The organism is Billgrantia sp. NRB1, from assembly GCF_056921725.1.
On the sequence record NZ_CM167783.1, the window covers coordinates 3,822,964 to 3,847,087 of the forward strand.

Sequence of the window (24,124 nt, forward strand, 5' to 3'; positions counted from 1 at the left end):
ATTGACCGAGACTGGCAGAGGGGACGCAGCCGCCGGAGAGCGGCCTATCTCCCAACCCCCTTCAAGGAATCAGATCCCATGCGCAAGACGCTGTTTGCCGCCACTGCCGTTACCACCACCCTGCTCGCCGCACCGCTGGCCTCCGCCGCCAGTCTGACGCTCTATTCGGGCCGCGGCGAGTCCATGGTCGAGCCGATCATCGCTCAATTCGAGAAGGACACCGGTATCAGCGTACAGGTTCGCTACGGCGATACTGCCCAGCTGGCCGTGCTGCTCCAGGAGGAAGGCGACCGCTCACCGGCCGACCTTTACTGGGGGCAGGACGCCGGCGCCATGGGGGCCATCAGCCAGGCCGGACTGCTGGCCGAACTGCCTGGCGATATTTATGAAGGACTGCCGACCATCTACACCAGCGAGACTGGCAACTGGGTCGCCGCCAGCGGACGCGCCCGGGTCGTAGCCTATTCGCCGGAGCGTGTCAGCGAGGACGAAATCCCCGAAAGCGTCTTCGACCTCGTCGACGAGCGCTATGAGGGCCGCGTCGGCTGGGCGCCCACCAACGGCTCCTTCCAGTCTTTCCTAACCGCCATGCGCGTCGAGCACGGCGATGACACGACCCGCGAGTGGCTGGAAGGCATGCGTGACAACGGTGCCGTGACCTTCCGCAACAATACCACTCAGGTACAGGGCATCGCCGACGGTGAGATCGACTTTGGCCTGGTCAACAACTACTACCTGCCGCGCTTCCTGGCCAACGACAGCGATTTCCCCGTCTCCCAGGCATTCTTCACCGATGGCGACATCGGCAACCTGGTCAACGTCGCCGGCATCGCCGTGCTGGCAAGCAGCGACAATCAAGACGCCGCCGTGGAATTCGTGCGCTACCTGCTCTCGCCGGCCGCCCAGCAGTACTTCACCGGCAACGTCTACGAGTACCCGGTGACCCGCAACGTGATCCAGAACCCGGTGCTCGAAGACTTCGACCGCCTACTGGAAGTCAGCCCCCAGATCGACCTGGATGAGCTGGAGGATCTCGAGGGCACCCTGAACCTGCTGCGCGATGTCGGGCTGCTGTAAGCCACCCGCACCGCCAGTGACGCGCCGCCTGCCCAGCAGGCGGCATCTGTCTTTCTGAGAGGCACGATGACCCGGACCGACAGCACTGCCCGACCACTGGCCACCCCTCGCCTGTCCCGACTGCTGCCGGGGCGCGTGCCGTTGCATATCCTACTGCCGTCGCTGCTGGTTGCTGCCGCCATGCTGGTGCCGCTGGTCTACCTGGGGCTGCGTGCCTTCGAGGCCGACGGCGCCACCCTGGCCAATCTGGTCTTTCGCACCCGCAACCTCCAGCTGCTGTTCAATACCCTGGGACTCGCCCTGGGCGTCGTGGTCCTGACCACCCTGATGGCTTTCCCGCTGGCCTGGCTGGTCACCCGCACCGATATCCGCTTCAAGCGCACCCTAACCGTACTCGGGGTGATTCCGCTGGCGGTACCGGGCTACGTAATGGCCTACGCGCTAATCGGCCTGGGCGGCAACTACGGGGTGCTGGCACAGCTCACCGGTATCCAGCTGCCGCGCATCCAGGGCTACTGGGGCGCGACCTTGGCGCTATCGCTTTACACCTTTCCGTACCTGTTTCTCAATCTGCGTACCGCGCTGTCCGGTCTCGACGGCAACCTGGAGGAGAGCGCCCGCAGCCTGGGTTACTCCCAGGGCGAGATCCTGCGCCGCGTGATCCTGCCCCACCTGATGCCGGCCCTCATGGCCGGCTGGCTGGTGATCACACTTTACGTGCTGGGCGACTTCGGGGCCGTGGCCCTGATGCGCTATGAAGCCTTCAGCTATGCCATCTATACCCAGTACTCCGGCGCTTTCGACCGTGTCTACGCCGCCTGGCTGGCGATCATGCTGCTGGCCGTGGCCGCCAGTTTCGTGATGCTCGACAGCCTAGTGGTCAAACGCAAGCTGGCACGGGTCGGCACGGGCGTGGCACGCCCGCTGAGGCCCGCGCCGCTGGGTCGCGCACGCTTCCTGGCCTGGCCCTATCTGGTGGCGCTGTTCGCTGTCTCCATCGGCCTGCCGGTGATGATTCTCGGCTACTGGCTGCTGCTCTCACCGCCCGATCTCAGTTTCTTCGCCCGCGTGCCCGGCACCTTCCTGCGATCGGCGGGTGCCGCCCTGCCGGCGGCACTGCTAGCGGCGACCTTCGCCCTGCCGCTGGCGTATCTGACGGTGCGCTACCGCTCGCCCTTCTCCACCCTGGTCGAGCGGACGGCCTACATCGGCTATGCCCTGCCCCCGCTGGCGCTGGCGCTAGCGATGGTGTTCTTCTCGCTGCGCACCGCCCCCTTTCTCTACCAGACCCTGGCGCTGTTGATCATCACCTGGGCCATGGCCTCGCTGGCCCTGGCCCTGGGGCCGATCCGCAACGCCCTGCTGCAGACCCGTCCCAGCATGGAGCAGGCCGCCCACTCCCTGGGTCACGGTCCCGTCAGCACCTTCATCCACGTGATCTTCCCGCGCCTGCGGCGCGGCATCCTGGCCGGCGTAGTGCTGGTCTTCGTGCTGTGCATGAAGGAGCTGCCGATCACCTTCCTGCTGGCCCCCACCGGCTATACCACCCTGGCGGTCACCGTCTTTACCCGTACCTCGGAAGGCATGCTGGCCGAAGCGGCACCGTTCGCCGCGGCCATCGTGGTGTTCTCCAGCCTGTCCGTGGGCCTTCTGCTCACCAAGGAGGGCAAATGATGACGAACCTCAATATCAGCGCCGACCCCAAGGGGGCCGCGGTTCGCCTGGCCGACCCGCTGCTGTCGGTCAGCGGCCTGCACAAGCGCTACCGCGACGGCGACCCCCTGGCGGTAGAGGATGTCAGCTTTTCACTGGGCAACGGCGAGATCCTCGCCCTGCTGGGTCCCAGCGGCTGCGGCAAGTCGACCACCCTACGCATGATCGCCGGCTTCGAGGACCCGGACCGGGGCGATGTCTATCTGCGCGGCAAGCGCGTCACCCAGTTGCCGCCCCAGCAGCGCCGCATCGGCATCGTCTTTCAGGACTACGCCCTATTTCCGCACATGAGCCTGGGCGAGAACGTGGCCTTTGCCATGCGTCATGTGCCCAAGGCCAAGCGCCGGGCCAAGGCTCGCGAATGGCTCGACCTGGTGGGTCTGGCCGACCTCGCTGCGCGCATGCCCGACGAGCTCTCCGGCGGCCAGCAGCAGCGCGTGGCCCTGGCCCGGACCCTGGCCGCCGAGCCGGAGCTGGTGTTGCTCGACGAACCCTTCTCCAATCTCGACGCGGCGCTGCGCGAGTCGACCCGCAAGGAGGTGCGCCGGCTGTTCAAGGCCGCCGGCACCTCGGTGATTCTGGTCACTCACGACCAGGCCGAGGCGCTCTCCTTCGCCGATCAGGTCGGCGTCATGCACTCGGGTCAGCTGCTGCAGGTCGACCGCCCGGAGCGCATCTACCAGACCCCGGCCACCGCCTTCGTCGCCGAATTTCTCGGCCATACCAACCTGCTCGAAGGGGAGGCCGATGGCGAAATCGCCCAGACTCCCCTCGGCCCGGTGGCGATCGACCATAGTCGCCGGGGCCCGGTGCAGCTTTCCCTGCGCCCCGAGCATCTGTCGCTGTCGGCGGCCCCGGACGACCACGGGGCCACCATCGTCGAGCGCGAGTTCCGCGGCCACGACTGCTTCTACCTCCTGGAGCACCAGGGCCAGCGCTTCTGCGCCATCACCCCCAGCCACACCCTGTGGAAAATCGGCGAGCAGGTCAGGCTCGAGCCCCAGCGCACCGCCACGGTGCTAAGGGAATAAGCACTACCGAAGGTTCGAGGCGCGAGGGACAAGGGGCAAGGACAGGCCACCCCACTTGGAGCAGCCTCGACTCTCGCTACTGGGCTTAGTGGGCCTCGTCCCAGTTCGCCCCACTCTCCGCCTCGACGATCAGCGCCACCTTGAGTTCGGCGGCGGCCTGCATGCGCGCCTTCACCTCGCCGATAAACTCCTCCACCTGAGCCTCGGCCACCTCGAAGACCAGCTCATCGTGGACCTGCATCACCATCCAGGCGTCCATCTCGCCTTCCTGCAGCCAGGCGTCGACCTCAATCATGGCGCGCTTGATGATATCCGCGGCGGTGCCCTGCATGGGGGCGTTGATGGCGGTGCGCTCCGCCCCCTGGCGACGGGCACGATTCTGGGAGTGGATCTCCGGCAGATGCAGGCGTCGGCCGAACACCGTCTCGACGAAGCCGTCCTCCGCCGCCTGGGCGCGGATCCGCTCCATGTAGCGTGCCACCCCGGGATAGCGGTCGAAGTAGCGGTCGATGTAGGTCTGCGCCTGGCTGCGCTCGATATGCAGCTGGCGACTCAGGCCCCAGGCGCTCATGCCGTAGATCAGCCCGAAGTTGATCGCCTTGGCGCTGCGCCGCTGGTCGCTGGAGACCTTGTCGAGTGCCACCCCGAACACCTCGGCGGCGGTGGCCGCATGGATGTCGCACCCCTCGGCGAAGGCCTCGAGCAGACCCTTGTCCTCGGAGAGGTGGGCCATGATGCGCAGCTCGATCTGGGAGTAGTCGGCGGCGACGATGCGGTAGCCCGGCCGGGCGATAAAGGCCTGGCGGATCTTTCGCCCTTCCTCGGTGCGGATCGGGATGTTCTGCAGATTGGGGTCCGACGACGAGAGCCGCCCGGTGGCGGTGACCGCCTGATGGTAGCTGGTGTGCAGCCGGCTGGTCGCCTTGTTGACCAGTCGCGGGAGCTTGTCGGTATAGGTGGACTTGAGCTTGGCGAGCCCACGATGCTCCATGATCACCTTGGGCAGGGGATAGTCCAGCGCCAGCTCCTCCAGCACCGCCTCGGCGGTGGAGGGCGCCCCCTTGGGGGTCTTCTTGAGTACCGGAATCTTCTGCTCCTCGAAGAGGATCTGGCCGAGCTGCTTGGGAGAGCCCAGGTTGAACTCGCGGCCGGCCAGTTCGTGGGCGCGGGCCTCCAGCTCGCGGATACGGGTCTCGAGTTCGCGACTCTGAGCATGCAGGCGCTGCGGGTCCAGCGCCACCCCGGTGCGCTCCATGCGCGACAGCACCGGCACCAGCGGCAGCTCGATGGTCTCCAGCACCTCGGCCAGGCGCCCCTCGGCCTTTAGGCGCGGGCGAAGCTCGCGATGCAGCCGCAGGGTGATATCCACGTCCTCGCAGGCGTAGGGGGCAGCCTGTTCCAGGGCGATCTGATTGAAGGTGAGCTGCCCCGCACCCTTGCCGGCGATCGACTCGAAGGTGACGGTCTTCTCGCCCAGGTACTTCAGCGCCAGCGAATCCATGTCGTGACGGGTGGCGGTGGAGTCGAGCACGTAGGATTCCAGCATGGTGTCTTCGAGCGGGCCCACCACCTGGATATCGTCGCTGGCCAGCACCGAGATATCGTACTTGAGGTTCTGGCCAACCTTGGTCTTGCCGGCATCCTCCAGCATCGGCTTGAGCGCGGCCAGCACGGCGTTGCGGTCGAGCTGCTCCGGGGCGTCCAGGTAGTCGTGACCCAGCGGGATGTAGGCCGCCTCGCCGGGGGTGAGCGCAAGCCCCACCCCGACGATACGGGCCTCCATGTAGTCGAGGCTGGTGGTCTCCAGATCGAAGCAGAAGGCCTCGGCGGCCTTCAGGCGTTCGAGCCAGGCATCCAGGGCGTCCTGGTCGAGGATCACGTGATCCTCGCGGGCGACGGCACCAGGCGCCTTGCTGGCGTCATCGGCATCGGCCGGCGGTGGGGTGCCGCCGCTCACGTCATCCACGCCCTCGTCCCTGCCCTCGAGGAGCTCCGACAGCCAGGCCTTGAACTCCAGTTTTCGATAGAGTTCGAGCAGCGCCTCCCGGTCGGGATGGGCGATGTCCAGATCGCCAAGGCCCACCGGCAGCTCGCAGTCGGTCTTGATGGTGGCCAACTGGTAGGAGAGAAACGCCTGGTCGCGGTGCGACTCGAGCTTCTTTGGCAGGGTCTTCGCCCCGCGGAAGTCCAGCGACTTGACCTTCTCCAGGTCGGCATAGATGGTGTCAAGCCCACCCCCCATGCCCTGCAGCAGCCCCAGGGCGGTCTTCTCGCCCACCCCGGGCACGCCGGGGATATTGTCGACCTTGTCGCCCATCAGCGCCAGAAAGTCGATGATCAGCTCCGGGGGTAGGCCAAACTTCTCCTTGACGCCGTCGACGTCCAGGGTCTCGTCCTTCATGGTGTTGACCAGGGTGATATGGGCGTTGACCAGCTGGGCCATGTCCTTGTCGCCGGTGGAGATCACCGCGTCGCGACCGGCCTCGGTGGCCTGGCGCGCCAGGGTGCCGATGACGTCGTCGGCCTCCACGCCCTCGATGCACAGCAGCGGCAGCCCCAGCGCCTTGACGCAGGCGTGCAGCGGCTCAATCTGGGCACGCAGGTCGTCGGGCATCGGCGGCCGGTGGGCCTTGTACTGCTCGAACAGCTCGTCACGAAAGGTCTTGCCAGGGGCATCGAAGACCACCGCCATGGGACTGTCGGGGTAGTCCTTGATCAGCCGCTTGAGCATGTTGAGCACGCCCTTGACGGCGCCGGTGGGCTGGCCTTCGGAGGTGGCCAGCGGCGGCAGGGCGTGGAAGGCGCGGTAGAGATAGGAAGAACCGTCGACGAGAACGATGGGCGTATCGGCCATGTATCGGCATCCGTTGAGTCTGGAAGAGCTGGAAGAGTAGCGTGATCCTGAGCCGTCATGATACGCATTGCCCGAGGCTTTTGCCGCCATCCTTGGGATCGTGCGGTCCAAGGTCATACACTGAACCCAGTGACTCGGAAGTACACTACCCAATGGCGATGACAGCCGCTGGCGGTCTCGGAGGCCAATATGAACGTTTCTCACCGCACCCTGGCGGTTGCCCTGCTCTCGCTGGGACTTGGCATGGCGGCCGCCCTGCCCGGCATGGCGCAAACCTCCACCGATATCGAGCCGGACATTACCATCCGTCAGGAGGAGGACCGCACCATCCGTGAGTATCGGGTCAACGGCCAGCTCTATGCCATCGAGATCCAGCCTTCGCGAGGCCCCAGCTACTACCTGGTGGACCACGACGGCGACGGCAACTTCGAGCGTCAGCAGGGCGATCGCATCGCCGTGCCGCAGTGGGTGCTGCGCTCCTGGTAGCCACCCACGGTGCGCTCGCCGGTAGCGACCGCGCGCGGCGTCTTCCGTGGGCGTGCATCGCCGTGCCAAGTCGCTACAATAGGCGCCTTGGCAACCTGGGCGAGAGACACATGGCCGTATTCACACCGCTTAGCGACGCACAGGTCGCAGAGTTCCTCAGTCGGTTCGACGTCGGCTCGCTGGTCGCCCTGGAGGGCGTTCCCAGCGGCACGGAGAACTCCACCTTCTTCGTCACTACCGAGCGCCGCCAGCTGGTGCTGACCCTGTTCGAGCAGGGCGAGCACGAGGAACTGCCGTTCTTCGTCGACCTGCTCGATTACCTTGACGAACACCGCGTGCCCGTCGCGGGGCCGGTACACGACCGTGACGGCATCGCCCTGCACAGTCTGGCCGGCAAACCGGCGCTGCTGTTCCCGCGCCTGCCCGGCCGCCACCCCCAGGCCCCGAACCTGGAGCAGTGCCGAGTGCTGGGCGACACCCTGGGGCACTTCCATGTGGTCTCCCAGCGCTTCCCGGGGCACCGACCCAACCCCCGCGACCTCAACTGGCTGACGGCCATGCACCACAAGGTGCTGGTCTACCTGTCGCCGGAAGACCAGACGCTGATGAAGGACGAAGTGGAGATCTACCAGGGCGTGCTCGGCGACGCACCGGACCTCCCCCAGGGTGCCCTGCACGGCGACCTGTTCCGCGACAACACCCTCTTCGAGGGTGACCGCCTGGGCGGCATCATCGACTTCTACAACGGCTGCACTGGCGATCTACTGTTCGACCTGGCCATCGTCATCAACGACTGGGCGACCGAGGCCGACGGCCGCCTTAATCGCGAGCGCCACGACGTCATCCTCCGCGCCTACCTGGCACGGCGTCCGATGACCGTGGCCGAGCGCAAGACCTGGCCGACGATGCTGCGCATGACGGCCCTGCGCTACTGGCTCTCCCGGCTGCTGGTGGTCTATGTGGACCCGCCCGCCCACGATCTCACGCCCCATGATCCCGAGCAGTTCCGCACCATCCTGCGGGCTCGCCTCGCGCATGGCGCCCTCCCCCTACCCGAGACAGGCTCATGAACATGGCAAGCAGAGGCGGACCGGCACTGCGCGCCCGGCGCATCTGGAACATCGACCAGTGGGGCAGCGGCTACTTCGACGTGGACGACACCGGCCACGCCCTGGTGCGCCCGCAGGGCAGCGAGAGCGACGGACCCGCGCTGCCGCTGGACGAGCTGGTGGACGAGCTGCGCCGGGCCGGGCTGCGCCTGCCGGTGCTGGTGCGATTCACCGATATCCTGCATGACCGGGTCGAGCAGCTGTGCATCGCCTTCGACACCGCCATGGCCGAAGAGAGCTTCGAGGGCGGCTACACCGCGGTCTACCCGATCAAGGTCAACCAGCAGCGCCGGGTGGTAGAGGAGATCCTCGGCACCCAGGAGCGCGGTCGCGGCCGAGTGGGCCTGGAGGCCGGCAGCAAGCCGGAGCTGCTCGCCGTGCTGGCGCTCTCCGGCGATGGCTCCTCGCTGATTGTCTGCAACGGCTACAAAGACCGCGAGTACGTGCGCCTGGCGCTGATGGGGGAGAAACTCGGCCATCGGGTCTACCTGGTGGTGGAGAAGCTCTCGGAGCTGCCGCTGATTCTCGAAGAGGCCGAGCGACTCGGCGTCACCCCGCGCATCGGCGTGCGCGCCAGGCTCGCCTCGGTGGGTCGCGGGCGCTGGCAGAATACCGGCGGCGAAAAGTCCAAGTTCGGCCTCACCGCCAGCCAGATCCTGCTGGTGGTCCAGCAGCTGCGCGAGGCCAACGCCCTGGCCAGCCTGCAGCTGGTGCATTTCCACCTGGGCTCGCAGATCGCCAATATCCGCGACATCCAGCGCGGCCTGCGGGAGTGCGCGCGCTTCTACCAGAGCCTGATCTCGCTGGGCGCTCCCGTCGATACCGTGGACGTGGGGGGCGGCCTGGGCATCGACTACGAGGGCACCCGTTCACGCAGCTTCTGCTCGGCCAACTACTCCATGCTCGAGTACGCCCGCAACGTGGTCTACGCCTTTCGCCAGGCGTGCCAGGAGTTCGAGCTGCCGCAGCCGCATCTGATCAGCGAGTCGGGCCGCGCCCTCACCGCGCACCATGCGGTGCTGATCAGCAACGTGATCGGTGACGAGCGGGTCAGCGAACAGGCGCCGGAGCGGCGGGTCGAGGACGACCCCCAGGTCGACGAGCTGTGGCGGGTGCACGACCTGCTCCACGAGATGCACGAGCCGCGCGGGTTGGTGGAAGCCTGGCACGACCTGGTGCATGCCATGGGCGAGCTGCACGAGCGCTTCGTGATCGGTATGGCCGACATCAACGCCCGGGCCGAGGGGGAAGGGGTCTACTTCGCCGCCTGCGCCCGACTGCGCCAACGGCTCGACACCCGCAACCGCGTTCACCGCGAGATCGCCGACGAGCTGGCCGAGAAACTCGCCGATAAGCTGTTCGTCAACTTCTCGCTGTTCCAGTCGGTGCCCGACGTCTGGGGCATCCAGCAGATCTTCCCGGTGCTGCCGCTCTCCGGGCTCAACCGCGAGCCCGAGCGGCGCGGGGTGATTCAGGACATCACCTGCGACAGCGACGGCCGCATCGATGGCTATGTGGACGGCCAGGGGGTGGAGACCACCCTGCCGCTGCCGGAGTGGCAGGAGGGCGAAGAGAAACTGCTGGGCTTCTTCCTGGTGGGCGCCTACCAGGAGATCCTTGGCGACCTGCACAATCTGTTTGGCGACACCGACTCGGCGGACGCCGCCCTGGACGGTAACGGCAGCTGGACGATCAGCCAGATCCAGCAGGGCGATCGAGTGTCGGACGTGCTCGGCTACGTCAACTTCAACGCCGAGGTGCTGCGCCGCCACCTGGCCGACCAGCTCGCCGCCAGCGGCCTCAGCAAGGCCGAGCAGCAGCGCTTCCTCGATGACCTCTCGGCGGGACTGGAAGGCTACACCTACCTGGAGTAGACAGCCGTCGAGGAAGGCGCACCAGAAACGCAAACGCCCCGCCTAGGCGGGGCGTTTGCGTGAGTGGGGCCGTCTCACTCGATGACGCTGGCGGAAACCTCCAGGCCTCCGGTAAGCGTCATGCGCAGGCTGGCACCGCGAGGCAGCTCGCCCACGCCGGACGGCGTGCCGGTCAGCACCACGTCACCGGGCTGCAGCGTGAAATGACGGCTCATCTCGGCCACCAGGGTCGGTACCGGAAACAGCATGTCCGAGCCCTCGCCGTGCTGGCGAAGCTCGCCGTTGATCTCCAGCTCGAAGCTCAGGGCGTTCCAGTTCGGCACCCGGCTGAGCGGCAGGAAAGGGGTCAGCGGGCAGGCACCGTCGAAGGCCTTAGCCACCTCCCAGGGATGCCCTTTTTCCTTGAGACGGGTCTGGACATCGCGCAGGGTCAAATCCAGCCCCAGCCCGATGCCGACGATGGCCCGCTCGGCCTCGTCGCTGGTGGCATGGGCCAGCTCTTCGCCAATCAGCAACGCCAGCTCGATCTCGTAGTGCACTTCGCCCTGGGAAAAAGGCGCATCGAGCGGGGCGTCCAGCGAGACCGCGCTGGTGGACGGCTTGATGAACAGCAGCGGCTCGCTGGGCACCGGGTTGTCCAGCTCCTTGGCATGGTCGGCATAGTTGCGGCCGATGCAGACGATTTTACCCAGCGCATGGGGAAATTCCTGGCCATCGGTAAAACGTGGAACAAAGCGCATGGCGGGTCTTCTCCTTCTCGTTAGCGTGCCGCTCTTCAACGACAAGCGTAACAGTCTACCGCACACCGCGCTGCGTGCCACACTCCCCGACGGCCTGGCCAGGCTCGCTCAGCCCAAGGGGGTCCAGACCTCGTCCGGACCGTGGGCCAGGAAGCTGGGGCGCGGGCGCGGCGCGGCGAAGGGCGCCACACAGCCGTTGTCCCGACGATTGTAGACGAAGAAGACGTTGCTGCGCGGGTCCGGCGACATATTGGCGTTGGAGCCATGCAGCACGTTGCAGTCAAACAGCAACAGGCCCCCGGCGGCGCCGGTCGGCGCCTCGATGCCGTGGCGCTCGACCAGCTGCGACAATGCCTCGCGACTCGGCACGCCGAGCTCCTGCTTCTTGAGCGACTGGCGATGATTGTCTTCCGGGGTCTCGCCAAGACAGGGCACGAACACTCGATGGGAGCCGGGAATCAGCATCAGCGGCCCGTTGAAGTGATGGTTGTCGGTCAGCACGATAGAGGCGCTGACCGCATGCATGGCGGGCATGCCGTCCTCGGCGTGCCAGGTCTCGAAGTCGGAGTGCCAATTGAAGCCTTTGCCCTCGAAGCCCGGCTTGTAGTTGATGCGCGACTGATGCACATAGGGCTCCCCGCCAAGGATCTGGCGCGCCCGCCCCAACAGCCGCTCGTCCCGCGCCAGGGCGGCGAAGCGTTCGGAAAGAAAGTGTACCGCGAACAGCGAACGAATCTCGCGACTCTCCGGCTCGGTGATGCTGAAGTCGCGACCGCGGAACGCCTCGCACTGCAGCAGCTCGTGCAGCTCACTGCGCAGCTCATCGAGCTCCTCGCCGCTGATGAAATCAGGCTCGAACAGAAAGCCCTTGCGCTCGAACTCATCGAGCCTGGCCTGGCTCAGCGGCCCCTGCATGGCGCGCCCCTTGACCACCCCCTCGCGCCGGCTCAGCCACGGCATGTCCAGCGGCTCACTCAAACGCGTGGGGTAGGGATCCTGGCCGGCTCGCGGCGCACCCTTCACTCGGCTAGGCGCCGCCGATGTTCCGGCGGTGGCAGCGAAATCGGCTTGCTTGAGCTTGGGGTTGGACGATGTCTGCACTGACATCCAATCACCTCCTGTGTTTCCGTGATTAGTTTCAGCTAGGCTCGTACCAACGGCAAGACAGCCGCGGGCGACCCCAGGAAAGGAGCCGCTACTATCATCTAAGGGCGGACGTCAGCCGTTTCAACCCCTCCCGGCGCCAGCTCGGCCCGAAGGAGTCAAGCGCGACTAGGCAGCAGGGCTGCCCCGGTTGGCGAGCCGGCCACCCCAAGTGCTAAACCGAGGGACAAGGCAGTCGAACAGGCGCAGGTCGCCACTGCATACGAACGAGGGAGGAGCCTGGCCATGCTACGTTTATATTTTCTGATACCCGACAAGGTCACCGCCACCGACATCGTCCATGAGCTCAGCGAGATGGGCCTGGCCAAGGAGGACATGCACGTGCTGGGCACGGACTGGCGATCTCTCGAAGAGGAAGAGGGCGTCCCCCACGCAACCCTGATCCAGACCTCCGACGTGGTCAACGCCTTCCGTAGAGGCGCCATCACCGGGGGTACTGTCGGCGTGGCGCTGGGCCTGGCCATCCACTTCATACTGGCCGGCACCCATATCGTCTGGATGGTGGTAGGACTAGGCGTATTTGGCACCCTGTTCGGCATCTGGGCCAGCACCATGGTCGGCGTATCGGTGCGCGACATCAAGGTTGCCAAGTTCGACAAGCAGTTAAAACAAGGCCAGCTGCTGCTGATGGTCGACGTTCCGGCCGAGCGAGAGGAGAACGTCACGCGTGTGATCCGCCGCCACCACCCCGAGGTCGTGATCGACAAGATACGCCCCCGGGACAAACGCAAGCACGGCGGCGAAGGTCACTGAAAACGCAGGTCCTCCGCTTTGGACTCAGAATCGAAGACCGGCTGATGCCCGGCCACTGGGGAGGGTGGCCTGATCATGGGAGCCAACAACCGATCCGCCGTCGGCACGCTAGTGGAGCGCTCCACGCGCCTGGTGATACTGGCAAAGCTGGATGGCACAACGGCCACCGCTGCTGCCATTGGGTTCAGCGACAAGCTGAGCAAGGTCCCACGCGCCCTGCGGCGCTCTACGACCTATGACCAGGGCAGGGAGATGATGAAACATGCCGAGTTCACACAACTCGGTCCGGGACAGCCATCTATTTCGCCGATCCCCATAGCCCGTGGCAACGGGGCTCCAACGAGAATACCAACGGTTTGTTGCGGCAGTACCTGCCGAAGGGCACTGACCTGTCGGTCTATAGCCAGAAAGAGCTCGATGCCATTGCAGATTCCTTAAACACACGGCTCCGCAAGACTTTGGACTGACGAACGCCTCTGGAAGTGTATTCCGAGGTGCTCCAGAAATCAGTCGCTGGACCGGACACCCTTCAATAGTGTTGTGCTTAGAACTTGATACCGCCATGAGTCAACCCACTACACCGTCGTTTTTCAGTTGCGACAACTGCTCTGGGGAAAGCTCAAGGTATTCCGAAAGTACATCATTAGTATCCTGCCCCAGCATTGGCGCAGGCCTCTTGTACTCCACCGAAGTATCGGAAAGATGGATCGGGCTGCCAACCATCTTGAAGTCAGGATTCATGGAGTGGGGTATGTTGACCAGCATACCACGGGCTTCCACCTGAGGTTCAGCAAGAGCACCGGCAATGTCGTTGATGACGCCAACCGGGACCTTGACGCTGCTAATTTTTTCCACCCACATCTCAGCCTTACCCTCCTTGAAATGATCAGAGAGAATCTGAGTGACCACGTCTCGATTCCTTACACGATCCTCGTTCTTAGCGAACCGGGGATCATCGGAAAGTCCTGGCAATCCGATGGCCTCGCAGAGTGCAGAAAATTGCGAATCATTGCCACAAGCGATGATGAAGTCCTTGTCGCTGGCATGAAATGAGTTATAGGGAACGATATTAGCGTGTGCATTTCCGTACCGACCAGGCGAAACGCCTGTACTGAGATAGTTCTGACTCTGGTTGCCCAGTGCCGCCACCTGCACATCCAGAAGGGCCATGTCACAATGCTGGCCACGGCCAGTTTTTTCTCGTGACAGCAGCGCGGCCTGAATGGCAATCACCGAGTACAACCCCGTCATCACGTCGGTTACTGCCACCCCTACTTTCTGTGGGCCTCCGCCAGGGAGGCCATCACGCTCCCCGGTGATGCTCATCAGCCCGCCCACTCCCTGGATGATGAAATCATAACCTGGCTCCTTCGCTCGAGGGCCCGTCTGGCCGAACCCCGTGATGGAGCAATAGATCAGCCTGGGGTTGATCTTCGAAAGCGATTCGTAACCCAGTCCATATTTCTTCAACGAACCGGCCTTGAAGTTCTCAATCAGCACATCACTCTCGGCAGCCAAGGCACGGACAATCTCCTGGCCTTTCTCAGTCGCTATGTCGACCGCTACAGATCGCTTGTTGCGATTGGTGGACTGATAGTATGAGGCTTCCTGCGTCTCGTCCCCCTGAGCATTCTTCATATAGGGGGGGCCCCAGGCCCGGGTGTCATCACCCCGCCCAACACGCTCCACTTTAACAACATCTGCACCAAGATCCGCCAGCACCTGACTGCACCATGGGCCGGCCAGTACACGACTCAAGTCAAGCACTCTGACTCCCGTTAGCGCCCCCATGGTATACCCCCAATTTCCACCATCATGAGTAACCTCCAATATCAACGACAGCTCGGTGCTACATGTAACAGTGAAACCCCAAGAGTGGCACGACGGCGAAGCCATGGGCTTGGCCGATAGCGTGGGTCCCCAGTCAACGCGTAGATGCGGTCCAATATGCCAAGCAACCGCTTCGCCCCCAGTGAATCCCCCCATGCCAGCGGACCATGGGGATAGTTGAGCCCCAGCCTGACGGCATCATCGATATCAGTAGGAGTAGCAATTTCACGCTGTGCAATGTCGCAAGCTAAGTTGACCACCGAAGCAAGCACACGCTGCGAGACAAACCCCGCGCTGTCACGAATAACTGTCACTCCAACACCATCCGATGCCAGCAACGCATGAGCCGCGTCCCGCATCTCCTGTCGAGTGACTGGTGTCATCATCAGCGTGCGATGAGACTCAAGCCCCATGAGGACATCGAGGCAGACTGAACGCTCGGGATCGACACCGAAGTGATTAGTCGCACTCACAGCATCATCACCAAAGGGGAGTAACAGACAAAGCGCCTGCTCAGAGGGTGAACCCGTCGGCTCCACTCGCCCACCAAGCGATTCTAGGAGTGACGCAACCTCTGCACGCTGGGCAATATCCTCACACCCCACCCAGATCGGCGGTAGATCACTAACATCCGGCACTGGCAGTGGCGTCAGTGCTTCAATTTTCCTGCCTGCCTCATAGCGGTAGAAACCAATCCCTGTCTTGCGTCCCAGTCGCTTACCTTTCAGCATCTGCCGTGAGATAGAGGAAGGTCGATAACGCGGATCGTGATAGAACTGTTCGAAGATCGACTCCATCGCAGGATGCGAGACATCCAAGCCGGTCAGATCAAAAAGCTCGAGCGGCCCCATCCGGAACCCGGCCTGCTCGCGAAGGATCCGATCGATGTCCTCTGGTGGCGCTACCCGCTCCTCAAGAATCTTCAACCCTTCGGTGCTGTAAGCGCGTCCTGCATGGTTGACGATGAAACCAGGGGTATCCTGGGCACGCACGCCGGTGTGCCCGAGCCGGCCTGCCAAATTCAGCAGGGTGTCGATCACGGTCTCGTCGGTATCAATCCCCCCGATCACCTCGATGACCTTCATCAGCGGCACGGGGTTGAAGAAGTGGAAACCGGCAAGCCGTTCGGGACAGGCCAGATCCGCGGCAATAGCCGTGACCGAAAGCGACGAGGTATTGGTCGCCAGAATGCAATCGCGGGCCACGATTGCCTCCAGCTCGGCGAACAGGGCCTGCTTGATGCCAAGGTCCTCGACGATTGCCTCGATGACCAGGTCGCAATCCGCCAGGGCCGTCATCGAGTCGACGACGGAAAGATGGGCCAAGGCCTCCTCGGCAGACTCACGAGAGAGCTTGCCTTTGCTCACCAGTTTATCGAATGTCGCCTGCAGGCCATCACGTGCGGCGCTGGCAGCCCCGGCACGCTTATCGAACAGCGCGACCTCGAGACCGGCCTGAGCTGCTATCTGAGCGATCCCTGCGCCCATCACACCAGTGCCGACGATCCCCAGCCGATTCACTTGTCCTGCCATCATGACTCCCCCCGATAGGTCGGTTTGCGCTTCTCGATGAAGGCGGCAGCCCCTTCCTTCTGATCCTTGGTGTCGAACAGCATCTGGAAGGCCTTCCGCTCGAGGACTAGCGCACTCTCAAGCGGCAGGTCGGCACCGGCGAGTACGGTCTCCTTGATCTGCTCCACGGCCAAGGCCGGCAGATGGGCAATTTCCTGAGCCAATGCCTTGGCACGCTCGAGCGTCTGCTCATCGGGGACGACCTCGCTGACTAGCCCCATACGCAGTGCATCGGGCGCCGGTACCATGCAGCCGGTCATCAGCATGCGCATCGCCTGGAACTTACCCACCGCGCGTACCAGGCGTTGGGTCCCTCCAGCGCCGGGCATCAGGCCAAGTTTGACTTCAGGTTGCCCGAACCGGGCGGACTCGCCGGCCACGATGATGTCGCAGTGCATGGCAAGCTCACAGCCGCCGCCCAGAGCGAAGCCATTGACCGCAGCAATGACCGGCTTGGGGCAGTGCGCAATGGGCTCCCAGAACCGCTCGTTGTGGCGCAAATGCATCTCGGTGGGCGACGCCGTGGCAAACTCCTTGACGTCAGCACCGGCCACAAACACCTGCTCCCCTCCCGTCAGCACGATAGCCCGCACGTCATCACGCCGGGCCAGGGATGAGAACAGTTCGGCGAGCTGACGCCTAACGGCGCCGTTGAGGGCATTCTTGGCGGATGGTCGATCGATGCGAACCACCGCCACCCCTTCGTCGAGCGAGGCGAGGTATACCTCGGCGGGCTGCTGCTTGTCGTTCATGCACCACCTCACAGTAAAATGATCGCTATGCGGACATTTGTTTTGCTATACTCGTTAACCTACACAGGTTGGCAGAAAGCTGTCAACGACATCGCTGCGCGCGCTTTACGCCGCCTTGTGGTTTTGGGGAGGGCTTGAGAAACAGCGAGGATGTCGCCCCGATGAAAATGACAGCCCCCATAAATGTCCGCCAAGCGGTCTTTTAGATTGCAGAATTGACATCACAGAGACAGTGCGCGCAAACTTTCATGACTGCTATCCGCCACGGGAGCGAGGATTCAGTGAAGAAAAAAGACAGCCAGAGCGACTTCCAGATCGTGGTAGACCCTATCCATGCGATGGAAGAGCAGGAGAAGGATCGACAGTTCGTGACATCGCTGGCACGGGGGTTGGAGCTGCTACGCTGCTTCACCCCACGGGATAGCATGCTCAGCAACCTCGATCTGGCTAGAAAGACAGGGCTGCCACGCCCCACCGTGAGCCGGCTGACCCACACCCTCGCCAGGCTCGGCTATCTTCGTCCTCTGCCGCGCGGGAAGTATCAACTGGACGTAGGCGTGATGTCCTTCGGCTACTCCATGATCTCCAATCTCCCGATTCGCTCGGTTGCCCAGCCCTTGATGGTGAACCTCGCCGATGAAGTCGGCGCCACCGTGGCGATGTCGGCACGTGACCGTTTAGACATGGTCTACCTGGACGTTGTCCAGAGCGCCCTACGCTCCACTATTCGCCGCCAGATCGGAACACGCCTCCCGATTCACCAAAGCTCGGCCGGTCGCGCCTGCCTGGCCGCTATGCCTCAAGAAGAAGCCGAGGTGATCATGGAGCATATACAGCAGAGCCATCCCGACGAATGGCCAGACATTCGCAGAGCACTGGATGGCGCCTTCAAAGAGTACGCAGAATATGGCTACTGCCTGTCGATGGGCGATTGGCAGAAAAAAGTCAATGCGGTTGCGGTTCCCTTGAACCACCCGCAGCTAGGGGTGCTCGCGTTCAACTGCGGAGGCCCCGAATTCCAGGTTTCTCGCGAGAAACTTGAAGAATTTATTGGACCCCGGCTGGTACAGATGGTGAATGATATCAATACCCAAATCTCGTAAACAGCGAGATAAAAACTGACCAGCAACCACTATATCAGCGAGATGAGATCATGATTCGCGACCAGGAAACAATGCAGATTCTTCTTGACTCTATTCGTAGCTTTGTCAACGAAGAGCTTATTCCACGAGAGGAAGAAGTCGCCGAAACTGACAAAATTCCTGACGACATCGTATCGCAAATGCGCGATATGGGAATGTTTGGGCTTACCATTCCCGAGGAGTTTGGCGGCCTCGGAGTCACAATGGAGGAAGAAGTCAACATTGCCTTTGAGCTTGGCAGAACCTCTCCTGCTTTTCGCTCCTTCATCGGGACCAACAACGGTATCGGCTCAATTGGCATTCTTCTCGACGGCACAGACGAGCAGAAATCCCGCTACCTGCCACGGCTGGCCAGCGGTGAGATTCTCAGCTCTTTCTGCCTGACCGAACCGGATTCAGGGTCCGATGCGGCGTCATTAAGGACGACTGCTGTAAAGGATGGAAATGAATACATCATCAATGGCACAAAGCGCTACATCACCAACGCACCGCATGCCGGCATCTTCACCGTCATGGCGCGCACCAACCCGGATATCAAAGGTGCCAAAGGTATCAGCGCCTTTATTGTAGATGCCAATACCTCGGGTATCACGGTTGGGAAGTGCGACAAGAAGATGGGCCAGAAGGGGGCTCACACTGCAGATATCATCTTTGACAATGTCCGGGTTCCGGAAAGCGCTCTGATTGGCGAGCAGGAAGGCGTCGGCTTCAAGACTGCAATGAAAGTGCTGGATAAGGGGCGCCTGCATATTGCCGCCATCGCAGTGGGCGCAGCCGAGCGTGTTCTGGAGGACTCCCTTCGCTTCGCTATGGAACGCAAGCAATTCGGCAAGCCCATCGCGGAATTCCAGCTGATCCAGGGAATGCTGGCAGACTCCAAGGCTGAGATCTATGCCGCCAAGTGTATGGTACTGGATGCCGCACGCAAGCGGGATGAAGGCCAGAACGTCAGCACCGAGGCCTCCTGTTCCAAGATGTTCGCGACGGAAATGTGCAGCCGCGTGGCAGACCGTGGTGTGCAAATTCATGGCGGAGCCGGCTATATCAGCGAATACGCCGTTGAGCGGTTCTACCGCGATGTACGCCTATTCCGACTCTATGAAGGCACCACCCAAATTCAGCAGGTGATCATCTCTCGCAACATGATTCGAGAAGCCCAGAGTTAAACTTTATCCTATTTTAGGCACCTCCATACTAAGCCCCCTTGCCTAACGTCGCCCCAACCTCAGGCAAGGGAGTGTTTCTATAGCATCATCAATTAATAACAATTGCTCCTACCAGCCTTAATCCTCTCTCATCATTGACAAGAGACTCACAAGCAACTCTCTCTCCTGACGGTCGGAGTTCTCCCCACTTCCAGCAGGCCATTCATAGAAGCCGCTTCCACTCTTACGACCGAGACACCCCTTTTCCACCAACGCCTCAAGCAGAGGGGATGGTGTGTTGCGATTATCCAAGCTCTGATACAGGTAGCCTGAGATATTGAGATGGGTGTCCAGTCCATTAAGATCCCGCTGGCGTAGTGGCCCGTTGATAGCAAGACGAATACCAATTGAATAGCGTACGATATCGTCTAATGTCTCGGCGTCCACAACGCCTTGCTCCAAAATCGAGAGGCACTCACGCATCAATGCATGCTGAATACGATTCGCCACGAAGCCCGGCACGCTTTTCTTCAGCACGGCAGGACGCTTTCCGAGCCCCCGGAGTACGTTAACCGCGTGATCGACACAGGTATCAGAAGTGAATCGCCCTGGGATCACCTCGACAGTCGGTATGAGATCTGCAGGATTAAAAAAATGAGCTCCCACAAACCGCTCCGGACGAGTCAGCACATCAGACAGATCATCGATAGAAAGTCCTGATGTATTGGTTAGTATCAGTGTTGCGTCACCAACATGAGCCTCCACATCCTTCAGCACTCGCTGCTTTAGTGCAAGGTCTTCGGTGACGCTCTCGACCACGACATCGCACTCCCCCACCTGCAACCAATCGTTGACAAAGTGAGCTTGCACCTCGTTACCTAGATCAGACTGCAGGGCCTGGCGACAACGATCCAACACCTTGGAATTGATATCTACCACAGTCACTGTCATGCCGTTACCAAGCATTAGCTTAGCAAGCTTCATCCCCATGGTGCCAGCCCCGACAACCAGGCCTTTTTTATATAACTGCATACATTACTCCTATACGATTTTAGTACTCACCATGGTGACACAGGTGGCCTTGCTCCCAACAGATGGAAGCGGAAAATAAAGTGTATACGAAGTCAGCATTATTTAGCGTATAATCAGAACATCCCCCTCCAAAGTAACCTCCCAACTCCATAAGGATTTCTCTATGTCTAAACCCTGTGCTGTCGTCACCGGTGGTGCGCGAAACATCGGCCAAGCCATTGCCTTACGCTTACAGCAAGATGGCTATCGCGTCTTCGTGCTAGACATCGAGCCACCCGAGGCAGAGTCTCTGAAAGCAGATGCTCATCAAGTCGACCTCAGTGACGTCAATGCAACCCGCCAGATACTCCAGCCGATTGCCGATGCCCATGCGGTGACGTGCCTCGTCAATAATGTTGGCATAGTGCGCCCTGCCCTGCTTGACGACACATGTGTCGAAGATTTTGACCCACTGATGCATCTCAACGTGCGTTCCGCGCTGGTGTGCACTCAATCTCTTCTGCCCAGCATGCGCCGCCATGGTCAAGGCCGCATAGTAATGAATGCCAGCCGTGTGGTACTGGGCAAGGAGGCCCGCACTCTGTACAGCGCGACGAAAGGGGCATTGCAATCCATGGCACGCACATGGGCGCTGGAGTTGGCCAGCAACGGAGTCACAGTCAACTGCGTGGCTCCAGGGCCGATCGCTACCACTGCATTCTGGGAAAACAATCCCCCCAATTCTGAGCGTGCGCGTCGCATCATCGAGAACATTCCGGCGCAGCGCATCGGTCAACCCGAAGATGTTGCTCAGGCAGTCAGCTTCTTCTGCGACTCCAGCAGCAGCTTCATCACCGGGCAGACGCTTTTCGTTTGCGGTGGTGTCACCATGGGATAAGCACCCACTTTACTCAACTCACCAATCGAAACAACACGGCGGCCGTCATCAGCGAGGCCGCCAGAAAAACACCATTCCAGCGCAGGCCAATTTGCCCAGCAGTCATGCCGGTGGAACGTGACATGATCATCATCGCCGCCGTGAACGGCGACGACACCATGGTCAACGACCAACCTGCCAGCATAGCTGTCGCAAACAGCGGCAACGACACACCTTCTAGTCCCACTTGGGCGACCATACTGGTTAAGAAGGTCACGCTGATGATCGGATTTACGCCCACCTGGGAAAACGCAAAGATCAGCAGGAGCGCTAACACCGGCAACCAGCCTCCTAAAGCAACCAACAGGGTCGCTGCCCATTCCAGCTGCTCAGGATCTAGTAAAGCCACGCTGAGATAACCCAGGTAGGCGCTAGAACCCAGCGCTACTACCTCATTACCAATTCCTCCCAGCACACCGGGCACACGACGGACCAACAATGTTGCTGCAGGTCCTACACCGGCAGATCCAAGGCGACGACACTGCCAGACCAGCCACAGCCAAGCACCCAGTGGCACACCCAACAACACAGCCTGAGGCAGCCGAAGAGACAATACGCTAGCTAGAATGAATACCAGCATTACCAGGGCCAGCAGCAGCAAACTAAAGGTCCCCAGCGGCATCAGCGAGGGCCGCTTGGACACTGTTCCACTGGCTCTCGGGCGAGGGCCTGAAAACTGATCACAGGCCCAACCCAGGAAAAACAGCACAACAGACGACACTAGCACATAGGGAAATAGATCAGCCCAAGTCAGCCGATCAAGATTGCCCAACACCACCGCGACGCCGATGCCTAGAGGAGAAACCAACGGCGCTAGGGTGAAGCCGCGCAAAGTTGCCACTAACATGCGCCTGCGCCGCACCTCTTGCAGCCACACTTTCCCCTGAGCCGAGCGGAGAGTATTGGCCCTGTCGATCATCGACATGAATAGATTGAGTACGCCGAAGTTGAGCACAATGCCAAACAGTGTCGACCCCAGCGAGAGCAGGGGGTAGCGCCAAGTGGGGGGCTGCATCAGCAGGCTCTGCCCACATCGACGAATCAGCCTCGAACGATAGGCTGGCAGGCGCAGCAGCGCCAGAGCGGACATGAAAGCTGCAAGGAAAGCGAAGCTACTGGCGGCCTCGTGAAGTGCCCCCCAGGGTGAGGCAAGACGCCATAGGGCAAGAAGCGTGGCCGCACCACATGCCACCAACAGCAGACGCGCCATGTACGATAGGCGTGGCCAGATCAATACTAGAAAGCCTACAAGCACGACTTCAACGAAATAGCCAACCGTCGCCGCCGCCCCCATTTGGCGCCAGGCGGTTAGCACCATAGCGATGGCAAGCAGAACGCTAGCCAGAGCATTGGATCGGATCCCAGAGCATTGGCGAGTCGTCACAACCTTCTTAGAGCCCACGCTGGCTTTGCGAGGTGTCGACCTCACCCAGAGCCCTCAGCTCGTCTAGCGCCCGATCGAGCGATGCTTGCTGGCACCTCTCGTAGAGTACAATCTCGTCAATTACTGTCTCGCCCAAGGCCTGCTCGAAAAGCGCCTGGCTCGACTGACTGCCATACTGCTCTCCAACGCCGCTACCCAAGTTCGACTGGAAAATCCCCGCCGCACTGACCGGAAGAAAATCTTCGTAGATCATCGGCGTTGCAATCAAAGCGCCCTGTTCGATCAGCGCCTCGACCTGGCCAACGTCGATGTCGCCTATCACCTTCGCCCCGGCCACCGCGCGGTAGTGGAAAAAGGCCAAACCCTGTCGGCGCAGCTCGGCCGGCTCATCGGGAAAGTCGGCGAAGATATCACCCAGCCAAACCTGATGGATTGCGTTGTCAGTTCCACTCCCCCCCTCACGGGAAGCGGCCAGCAGGCGGTCGTAGAGCGCTCGCCCCTTGCGCGTCAGCGCCATGCCACGCTGTTCAATTTCGCCGAATCGGGCTGTATGGCGGCCCTGGGCCGCATCAGCGAAGAGGATGGACTCCTCCAGCGCCTTGAAGCTGGTCTGGCGCAGCAGGATCGGGCAGTGGCGCCTGGGCGGCCCCTCTATGATTGACTTGGGCACGATGCCCTTTTCAGGCATGCGCCGTTGCACCTCATCGATGTCTAGGGTGCGTGGGGTAAGGTGGTTGATGTGCGGCCCACGAAAGCAGACCACATCGGCAATCAGGCGGTGTTCGTCGTGCAACGCCTGATAGGTGGCTAGGTCCACGGTGGCATTGCGATGCCAGCGGAAAGTCTGCAGCGCCTCGGCCACGAAGCGCTCGGCCTCGGCCTCGGTCAGCCCGCCCCGGGCTTCGTGGCGTTCGATCAGGGCTACGGCCTCGGGCGTAGCGATCTCACGTTCGGTGAGAATCGCTGCAGCCCGCGCGCGCAGCCCGTCATCACCAATGAGCTCCAGGCGCAGCAGCGAAGTGAAAAGGCGGAACGGGTTGCGCCGCAGCGCCTCATCCTCGACGGGGCGAAAGGCGGTGGAGTGCACCGGCACGCCAGCCACCGAAAGGTCATAGTAGCCCACCGGGTACATGCCCATTACCGCGAACATGCGGCGCAACAGCGCCAGCTCACCCGGCGTGCCAACACGGATGGCACCATGCCGCTCTACGCCCAGCCGCTCGAGTTCGCCCGTAAGTGTCCACTCTTGCTCTAGAGATGGGTTACACGCCAGCATCTCGCGGTTCACCTCATCGACCAGTGAGAGCAGCGAGTCATATTGAGGTACCTCCTGGCGGTACATATCGGACATTGCTTGGGAGAAACGATCGCGAATGCGGTCGCTGGCAATATAGTTCCCGCTCATTGTTTGATTCTCTCTCTTGCTATTCGCATGACAGCCGACATACTACCTGCCGTCCCGGAACGAACCCGGGACAGCCAGCTGAATTTCAGGGAAGTCTCCTTATTCGACCTTGGCTCAGCGGCTCTGGCCGGACAAGATAGGGCGTA

The 24,124-nt window shown here is 62.0% G+C and carries 19 protein-coding genes and 1 pseudogene; 11 read left to right on the plus strand and 9 right to left on the minus strand.

Annotated elements, in window-relative coordinates:
• Positions 1-78: 78 nt before the first annotated feature.
• The 3 genes from ACZIYR_RS17465 to ACZIYR_RS17475 all read left to right on the plus strand — a co-directional run bounded on the left by ACZIYR_RS17465 (position 79) and on the right by ACZIYR_RS17475 (position 3,821).
• Complete coding sequence (locus tag ACZIYR_RS17465; protein WP_483527545.1) at positions 79-1,077, plus strand: iron ABC transporter substrate-binding protein; 999 nt, start codon at positions 79-81, stop codon at positions 1,075-1,077.
• A gap of 66 nt (positions 1,078-1,143) precedes the next feature.
• Positions 1,144-2,751 carry an ABC transporter permease gene (locus ACZIYR_RS17470; protein WP_483527546.1) on the plus strand — a complete coding sequence of 536 codons (1,608 nt, stop codon included), beginning with the start codon at positions 1,144-1,146 and terminating at the stop codon, positions 2,749-2,751.
• Complete coding sequence (locus ACZIYR_RS17475) at positions 2,748-3,821, plus strand: ABC transporter ATP-binding protein (protein WP_473031653.1); 1,074 nt, start codon at positions 2,748-2,750, stop codon at positions 3,819-3,821. Before ACZIYR_RS17470 ends, ACZIYR_RS17475 begins: the two co-directional genes overlap by 4 nt.
• Before the next feature lie 85 nt (positions 3,822-3,906).
• Here the strand turns inward: ACZIYR_RS17475 and polA are convergent, their stop codons facing one another.
• Entirely contained in the window at positions 3,907-6,675 is a 2,769-nt protein-coding gene (gene polA / locus ACZIYR_RS17480) for a DNA polymerase I (protein ID WP_483527547.1), read from the minus strand.
• A 189-nt stretch (positions 6,676-6,864) separates the two neighbouring features.
• On the opposite strand from polA, the gene ACZIYR_RS17485 reads away from it, so the two are divergent.
• The 3 genes from ACZIYR_RS17485 to speA all read left to right on the plus strand — a co-directional run bounded on the left by ACZIYR_RS17485 (position 6,865) and on the right by speA (position 10,144).
• The gene (locus ACZIYR_RS17485) at positions 6,865-7,161 is read left to right on the plus strand and encodes a DUF2782 domain-containing protein (protein ID WP_473031654.1); all 297 of its coding nucleotides are present in this window, start codon (positions 6,865-6,867) and stop codon (positions 7,159-7,161) included.
• 110 nt (positions 7,162-7,271) lie between these two features.
• Positions 7,272-8,231: a homoserine kinase gene (locus tag ACZIYR_RS17490; RefSeq protein WP_483527548.1), complete on the plus strand. Its 960-nt coding sequence runs from the start codon at positions 7,272-7,274 to the stop codon at positions 8,229-8,231.
• A gap of 2 nt (positions 8,232-8,233) precedes the next feature.
• Complete coding sequence (gene speA / locus ACZIYR_RS17495) at positions 8,234-10,144, plus strand: biosynthetic arginine decarboxylase (RefSeq protein WP_483529101.1); 1,911 nt, start codon at positions 8,234-8,236, stop codon at positions 10,142-10,144.
• 74 nt (positions 10,145-10,218) lie between these two features.
• Here speA and ACZIYR_RS17500 read toward each other — a convergent pair whose 3' ends face one another.
• Together ACZIYR_RS17500 and thpD are read right to left on the minus strand one after the other, a co-directional pair.
• A complete protein-coding gene (locus ACZIYR_RS17500) occupies positions 10,219-10,884 on the minus strand; it encodes a fumarylacetoacetate hydrolase family protein (protein WP_473031656.1) in 666 nt (221 codons plus the stop codon).
• A gap of 108 nt (positions 10,885-10,992) precedes the next feature.
• Entirely contained in the window at positions 10,993-11,991 is a 999-nt protein-coding gene (thpD, locus tag ACZIYR_RS17505) for an ectoine hydroxylase (RefSeq protein ID WP_473031657.1), read from the minus strand.
• A gap of 282 nt (positions 11,992-12,273) precedes the next feature.
• Here thpD and ACZIYR_RS17510 point away from each other — a divergent pair, with 282 nt between their 5' ends.
• Positions 12,274-12,801, plus strand: coding sequence for a DUF1269 domain-containing protein (locus ACZIYR_RS17510; protein ID WP_473031658.1), 528 nt, complete (start codon positions 12,274-12,276; stop codon positions 12,799-12,801).
• 29 nt (positions 12,802-12,830) lie between these two features.
• Positions 12,831-13,337, plus strand: a pseudogene (locus ACZIYR_RS17515) (IS30 family transposase); the annotation flags it as partial.
• A gap of 31 nt (positions 13,338-13,368) precedes the next feature.
• Here the strand turns inward: ACZIYR_RS17515 and ACZIYR_RS17520 are convergent.
• Genes ACZIYR_RS17520 through ACZIYR_RS17530 form a run of 3 tightly spaced genes read right to left on the minus strand, consistent with a single transcriptional unit; the run spans position 13,369 to position 16,954 of the window.
• A complete protein-coding gene (locus ACZIYR_RS17520; RefSeq protein ID WP_483527549.1) occupies positions 13,369-14,592 on the minus strand; it encodes a CaiB/BaiF CoA transferase family protein in 1,224 nt (407 codons plus the stop codon).
• 41 nt (positions 14,593-14,633) lie between these two features.
• A complete protein-coding gene (locus ACZIYR_RS17525; protein ID WP_483527550.1) occupies positions 14,634-16,163 on the minus strand; it encodes a 3-hydroxyacyl-CoA dehydrogenase in 1,530 nt (509 codons plus the stop codon).
• A complete protein-coding gene (locus ACZIYR_RS17530; protein WP_228169037.1) occupies positions 16,163-16,954 on the minus strand; it encodes an enoyl-CoA hydratase in 792 nt (263 codons plus the stop codon). The genes ACZIYR_RS17525 and ACZIYR_RS17530 overlap by 1 nt, the downstream gene beginning before the upstream one ends.
• Positions 16,955-17,202: 248 nt before the next feature.
• On the opposite strand from ACZIYR_RS17530, the gene ACZIYR_RS17535 reads away from it, so the two are divergent.
• Positions 17,203-18,057: an IclR family transcriptional regulator gene (locus tag ACZIYR_RS17535; RefSeq protein ID WP_483527551.1), complete on the plus strand. Its 855-nt coding sequence runs from the start codon at positions 17,203-17,205 to the stop codon at positions 18,055-18,057.
• A gap of 50 nt (positions 18,058-18,107) precedes the next feature.
• Entirely contained in the window at positions 18,108-19,262 is a 1,155-nt protein-coding gene (locus tag ACZIYR_RS17540) for an acyl-CoA dehydrogenase family protein (RefSeq protein WP_483527552.1), read from the plus strand.
• A 117-nt stretch (positions 19,263-19,379) separates the two neighbouring features.
• On the opposite strand, the gene ACZIYR_RS17545 is transcribed toward ACZIYR_RS17540, so the two are convergent.
• A complete protein-coding gene (locus ACZIYR_RS17545) occupies positions 19,380-20,273 on the minus strand; it encodes a 3-hydroxyacyl-CoA dehydrogenase NAD-binding domain-containing protein (RefSeq protein ID WP_483527553.1) in 894 nt (297 codons plus the stop codon).
• Positions 20,274-20,436: 163 nt separating this feature from the next.
• On the opposite strand from ACZIYR_RS17545, the gene ACZIYR_RS17550 reads away from it, so the two are divergent.
• Positions 20,437-21,150 (plus strand): SDR family NAD(P)-dependent oxidoreductase, encoded by a 714-nt coding sequence (locus ACZIYR_RS17550; RefSeq protein ID WP_483527554.1) that lies wholly within the window; start codon positions 20,437-20,439, stop codon positions 21,148-21,150.
• A 13-nt stretch (positions 21,151-21,163) separates the two neighbouring features.
• Here ACZIYR_RS17550 and ACZIYR_RS17555 read toward each other — a convergent pair whose 3' ends face one another.
• A complete protein-coding gene (locus tag ACZIYR_RS17555) occupies positions 21,164-22,399 on the minus strand; it encodes a hypothetical protein (RefSeq protein WP_483527555.1) in 1,236 nt (411 codons plus the stop codon).
• Positions 22,400-22,580: 181 nt separating this feature from the next.
• Positions 22,581-23,978 (minus strand): 2-oxoadipate dioxygenase/decarboxylase HglS, encoded by a 1,398-nt coding sequence (gene hglS, locus ACZIYR_RS17560; protein ID WP_483527556.1) that lies wholly within the window; start codon positions 23,976-23,978, stop codon positions 22,581-22,583.
• Positions 23,979-24,124 lie beyond the last annotated feature (146 nt).

Coding starts and splice junctions, on each gene's coding strand:
- ACZIYR_RS17465 (WP_483527545.1), top strand. CDS start 79: ATGCGCAAGACGCTGTTTGCCGCCACTGCCGTTACCACCACCCTGCTC.
- ACZIYR_RS17470 (WP_483527546.1), top strand. CDS start 1,144: ATGACCCGGACCGACAGCACTGCCCGACCACTGGCCACCCCTCGCCTG.
- ACZIYR_RS17475 (WP_473031653.1), top strand. CDS start 2,748: ATGATGACGAACCTCAATATCAGCGCCGACCCCAAGGGGGCCGCGGTT.
- polA (WP_483527547.1), bottom strand. CDS start 6,675: ATGGCCGATACGCCCATCGTTCTCGTCGACGGTTCTTCCTATCTCTAC.
- ACZIYR_RS17485 (WP_473031654.1), top strand. CDS start 6,865: ATGAACGTTTCTCACCGCACCCTGGCGGTTGCCCTGCTCTCGCTGGGA.
- ACZIYR_RS17490 (WP_483527548.1), top strand. CDS start 7,272: ATGGCCGTATTCACACCGCTTAGCGACGCACAGGTCGCAGAGTTCCTC.
- speA (WP_483529101.1), top strand. CDS start 8,234: ATGGCAAGCAGAGGCGGACCGGCACTGCGCGCCCGGCGCATCTGGAAC.
- ACZIYR_RS17500 (WP_473031656.1), bottom strand. CDS start 10,884: ATGCGCTTTGTTCCACGTTTTACCGATGGCCAGGAATTTCCCCATGCG.
- thpD (WP_473031657.1), bottom strand. CDS start 11,991: ATGTCAGTGCAGACATCGTCCAACCCCAAGCTCAAGCAAGCCGATTTC.
- ACZIYR_RS17510 (WP_473031658.1), top strand. CDS start 12,274: ATGCTACGTTTATATTTTCTGATACCCGACAAGGTCACCGCCACCGAC.
- ACZIYR_RS17520 (WP_483527549.1), bottom strand. CDS start 14,592: ATGGGGGCGCTAACGGGAGTCAGAGTGCTTGACTTGAGTCGTGTACTG.
- ACZIYR_RS17525 (WP_483527550.1), bottom strand. CDS start 16,163: ATGGCAGGACAAGTGAATCGGCTGGGGATCGTCGGCACTGGTGTGATG.
- ACZIYR_RS17530 (WP_228169037.1), bottom strand. CDS start 16,954: ATGAACGACAAGCAGCAGCCCGCCGAGGTATACCTCGCCTCGCTCGAC.
- ACZIYR_RS17535 (WP_483527551.1), top strand. CDS start 17,203: ATGACTGCTATCCGCCACGGGAGCGAGGATTCAGTGAAGAAAAAAGAC.
- ACZIYR_RS17540 (WP_483527552.1), top strand. CDS start 18,108: ATGATTCGCGACCAGGAAACAATGCAGATTCTTCTTGACTCTATTCGT.
- ACZIYR_RS17545 (WP_483527553.1), bottom strand. CDS start 20,273: ATGCAGTTATATAAAAAAGGCCTGGTTGTCGGGGCTGGCACCATGGGG.
- ACZIYR_RS17550 (WP_483527554.1), top strand. CDS start 20,437: ATGTCTAAACCCTGTGCTGTCGTCACCGGTGGTGCGCGAAACATCGGC.
- ACZIYR_RS17555 (WP_483527555.1), bottom strand. CDS start 22,399: ATGGCGCGTCTGCTGTTGGTGGCATGTGGTGCGGCCACGCTTCTTGCC.
- hglS (WP_483527556.1), bottom strand. CDS start 23,978: ATGAGCGGGAACTATATTGCCAGCGACCGCATTCGCGATCGTTTCTCC.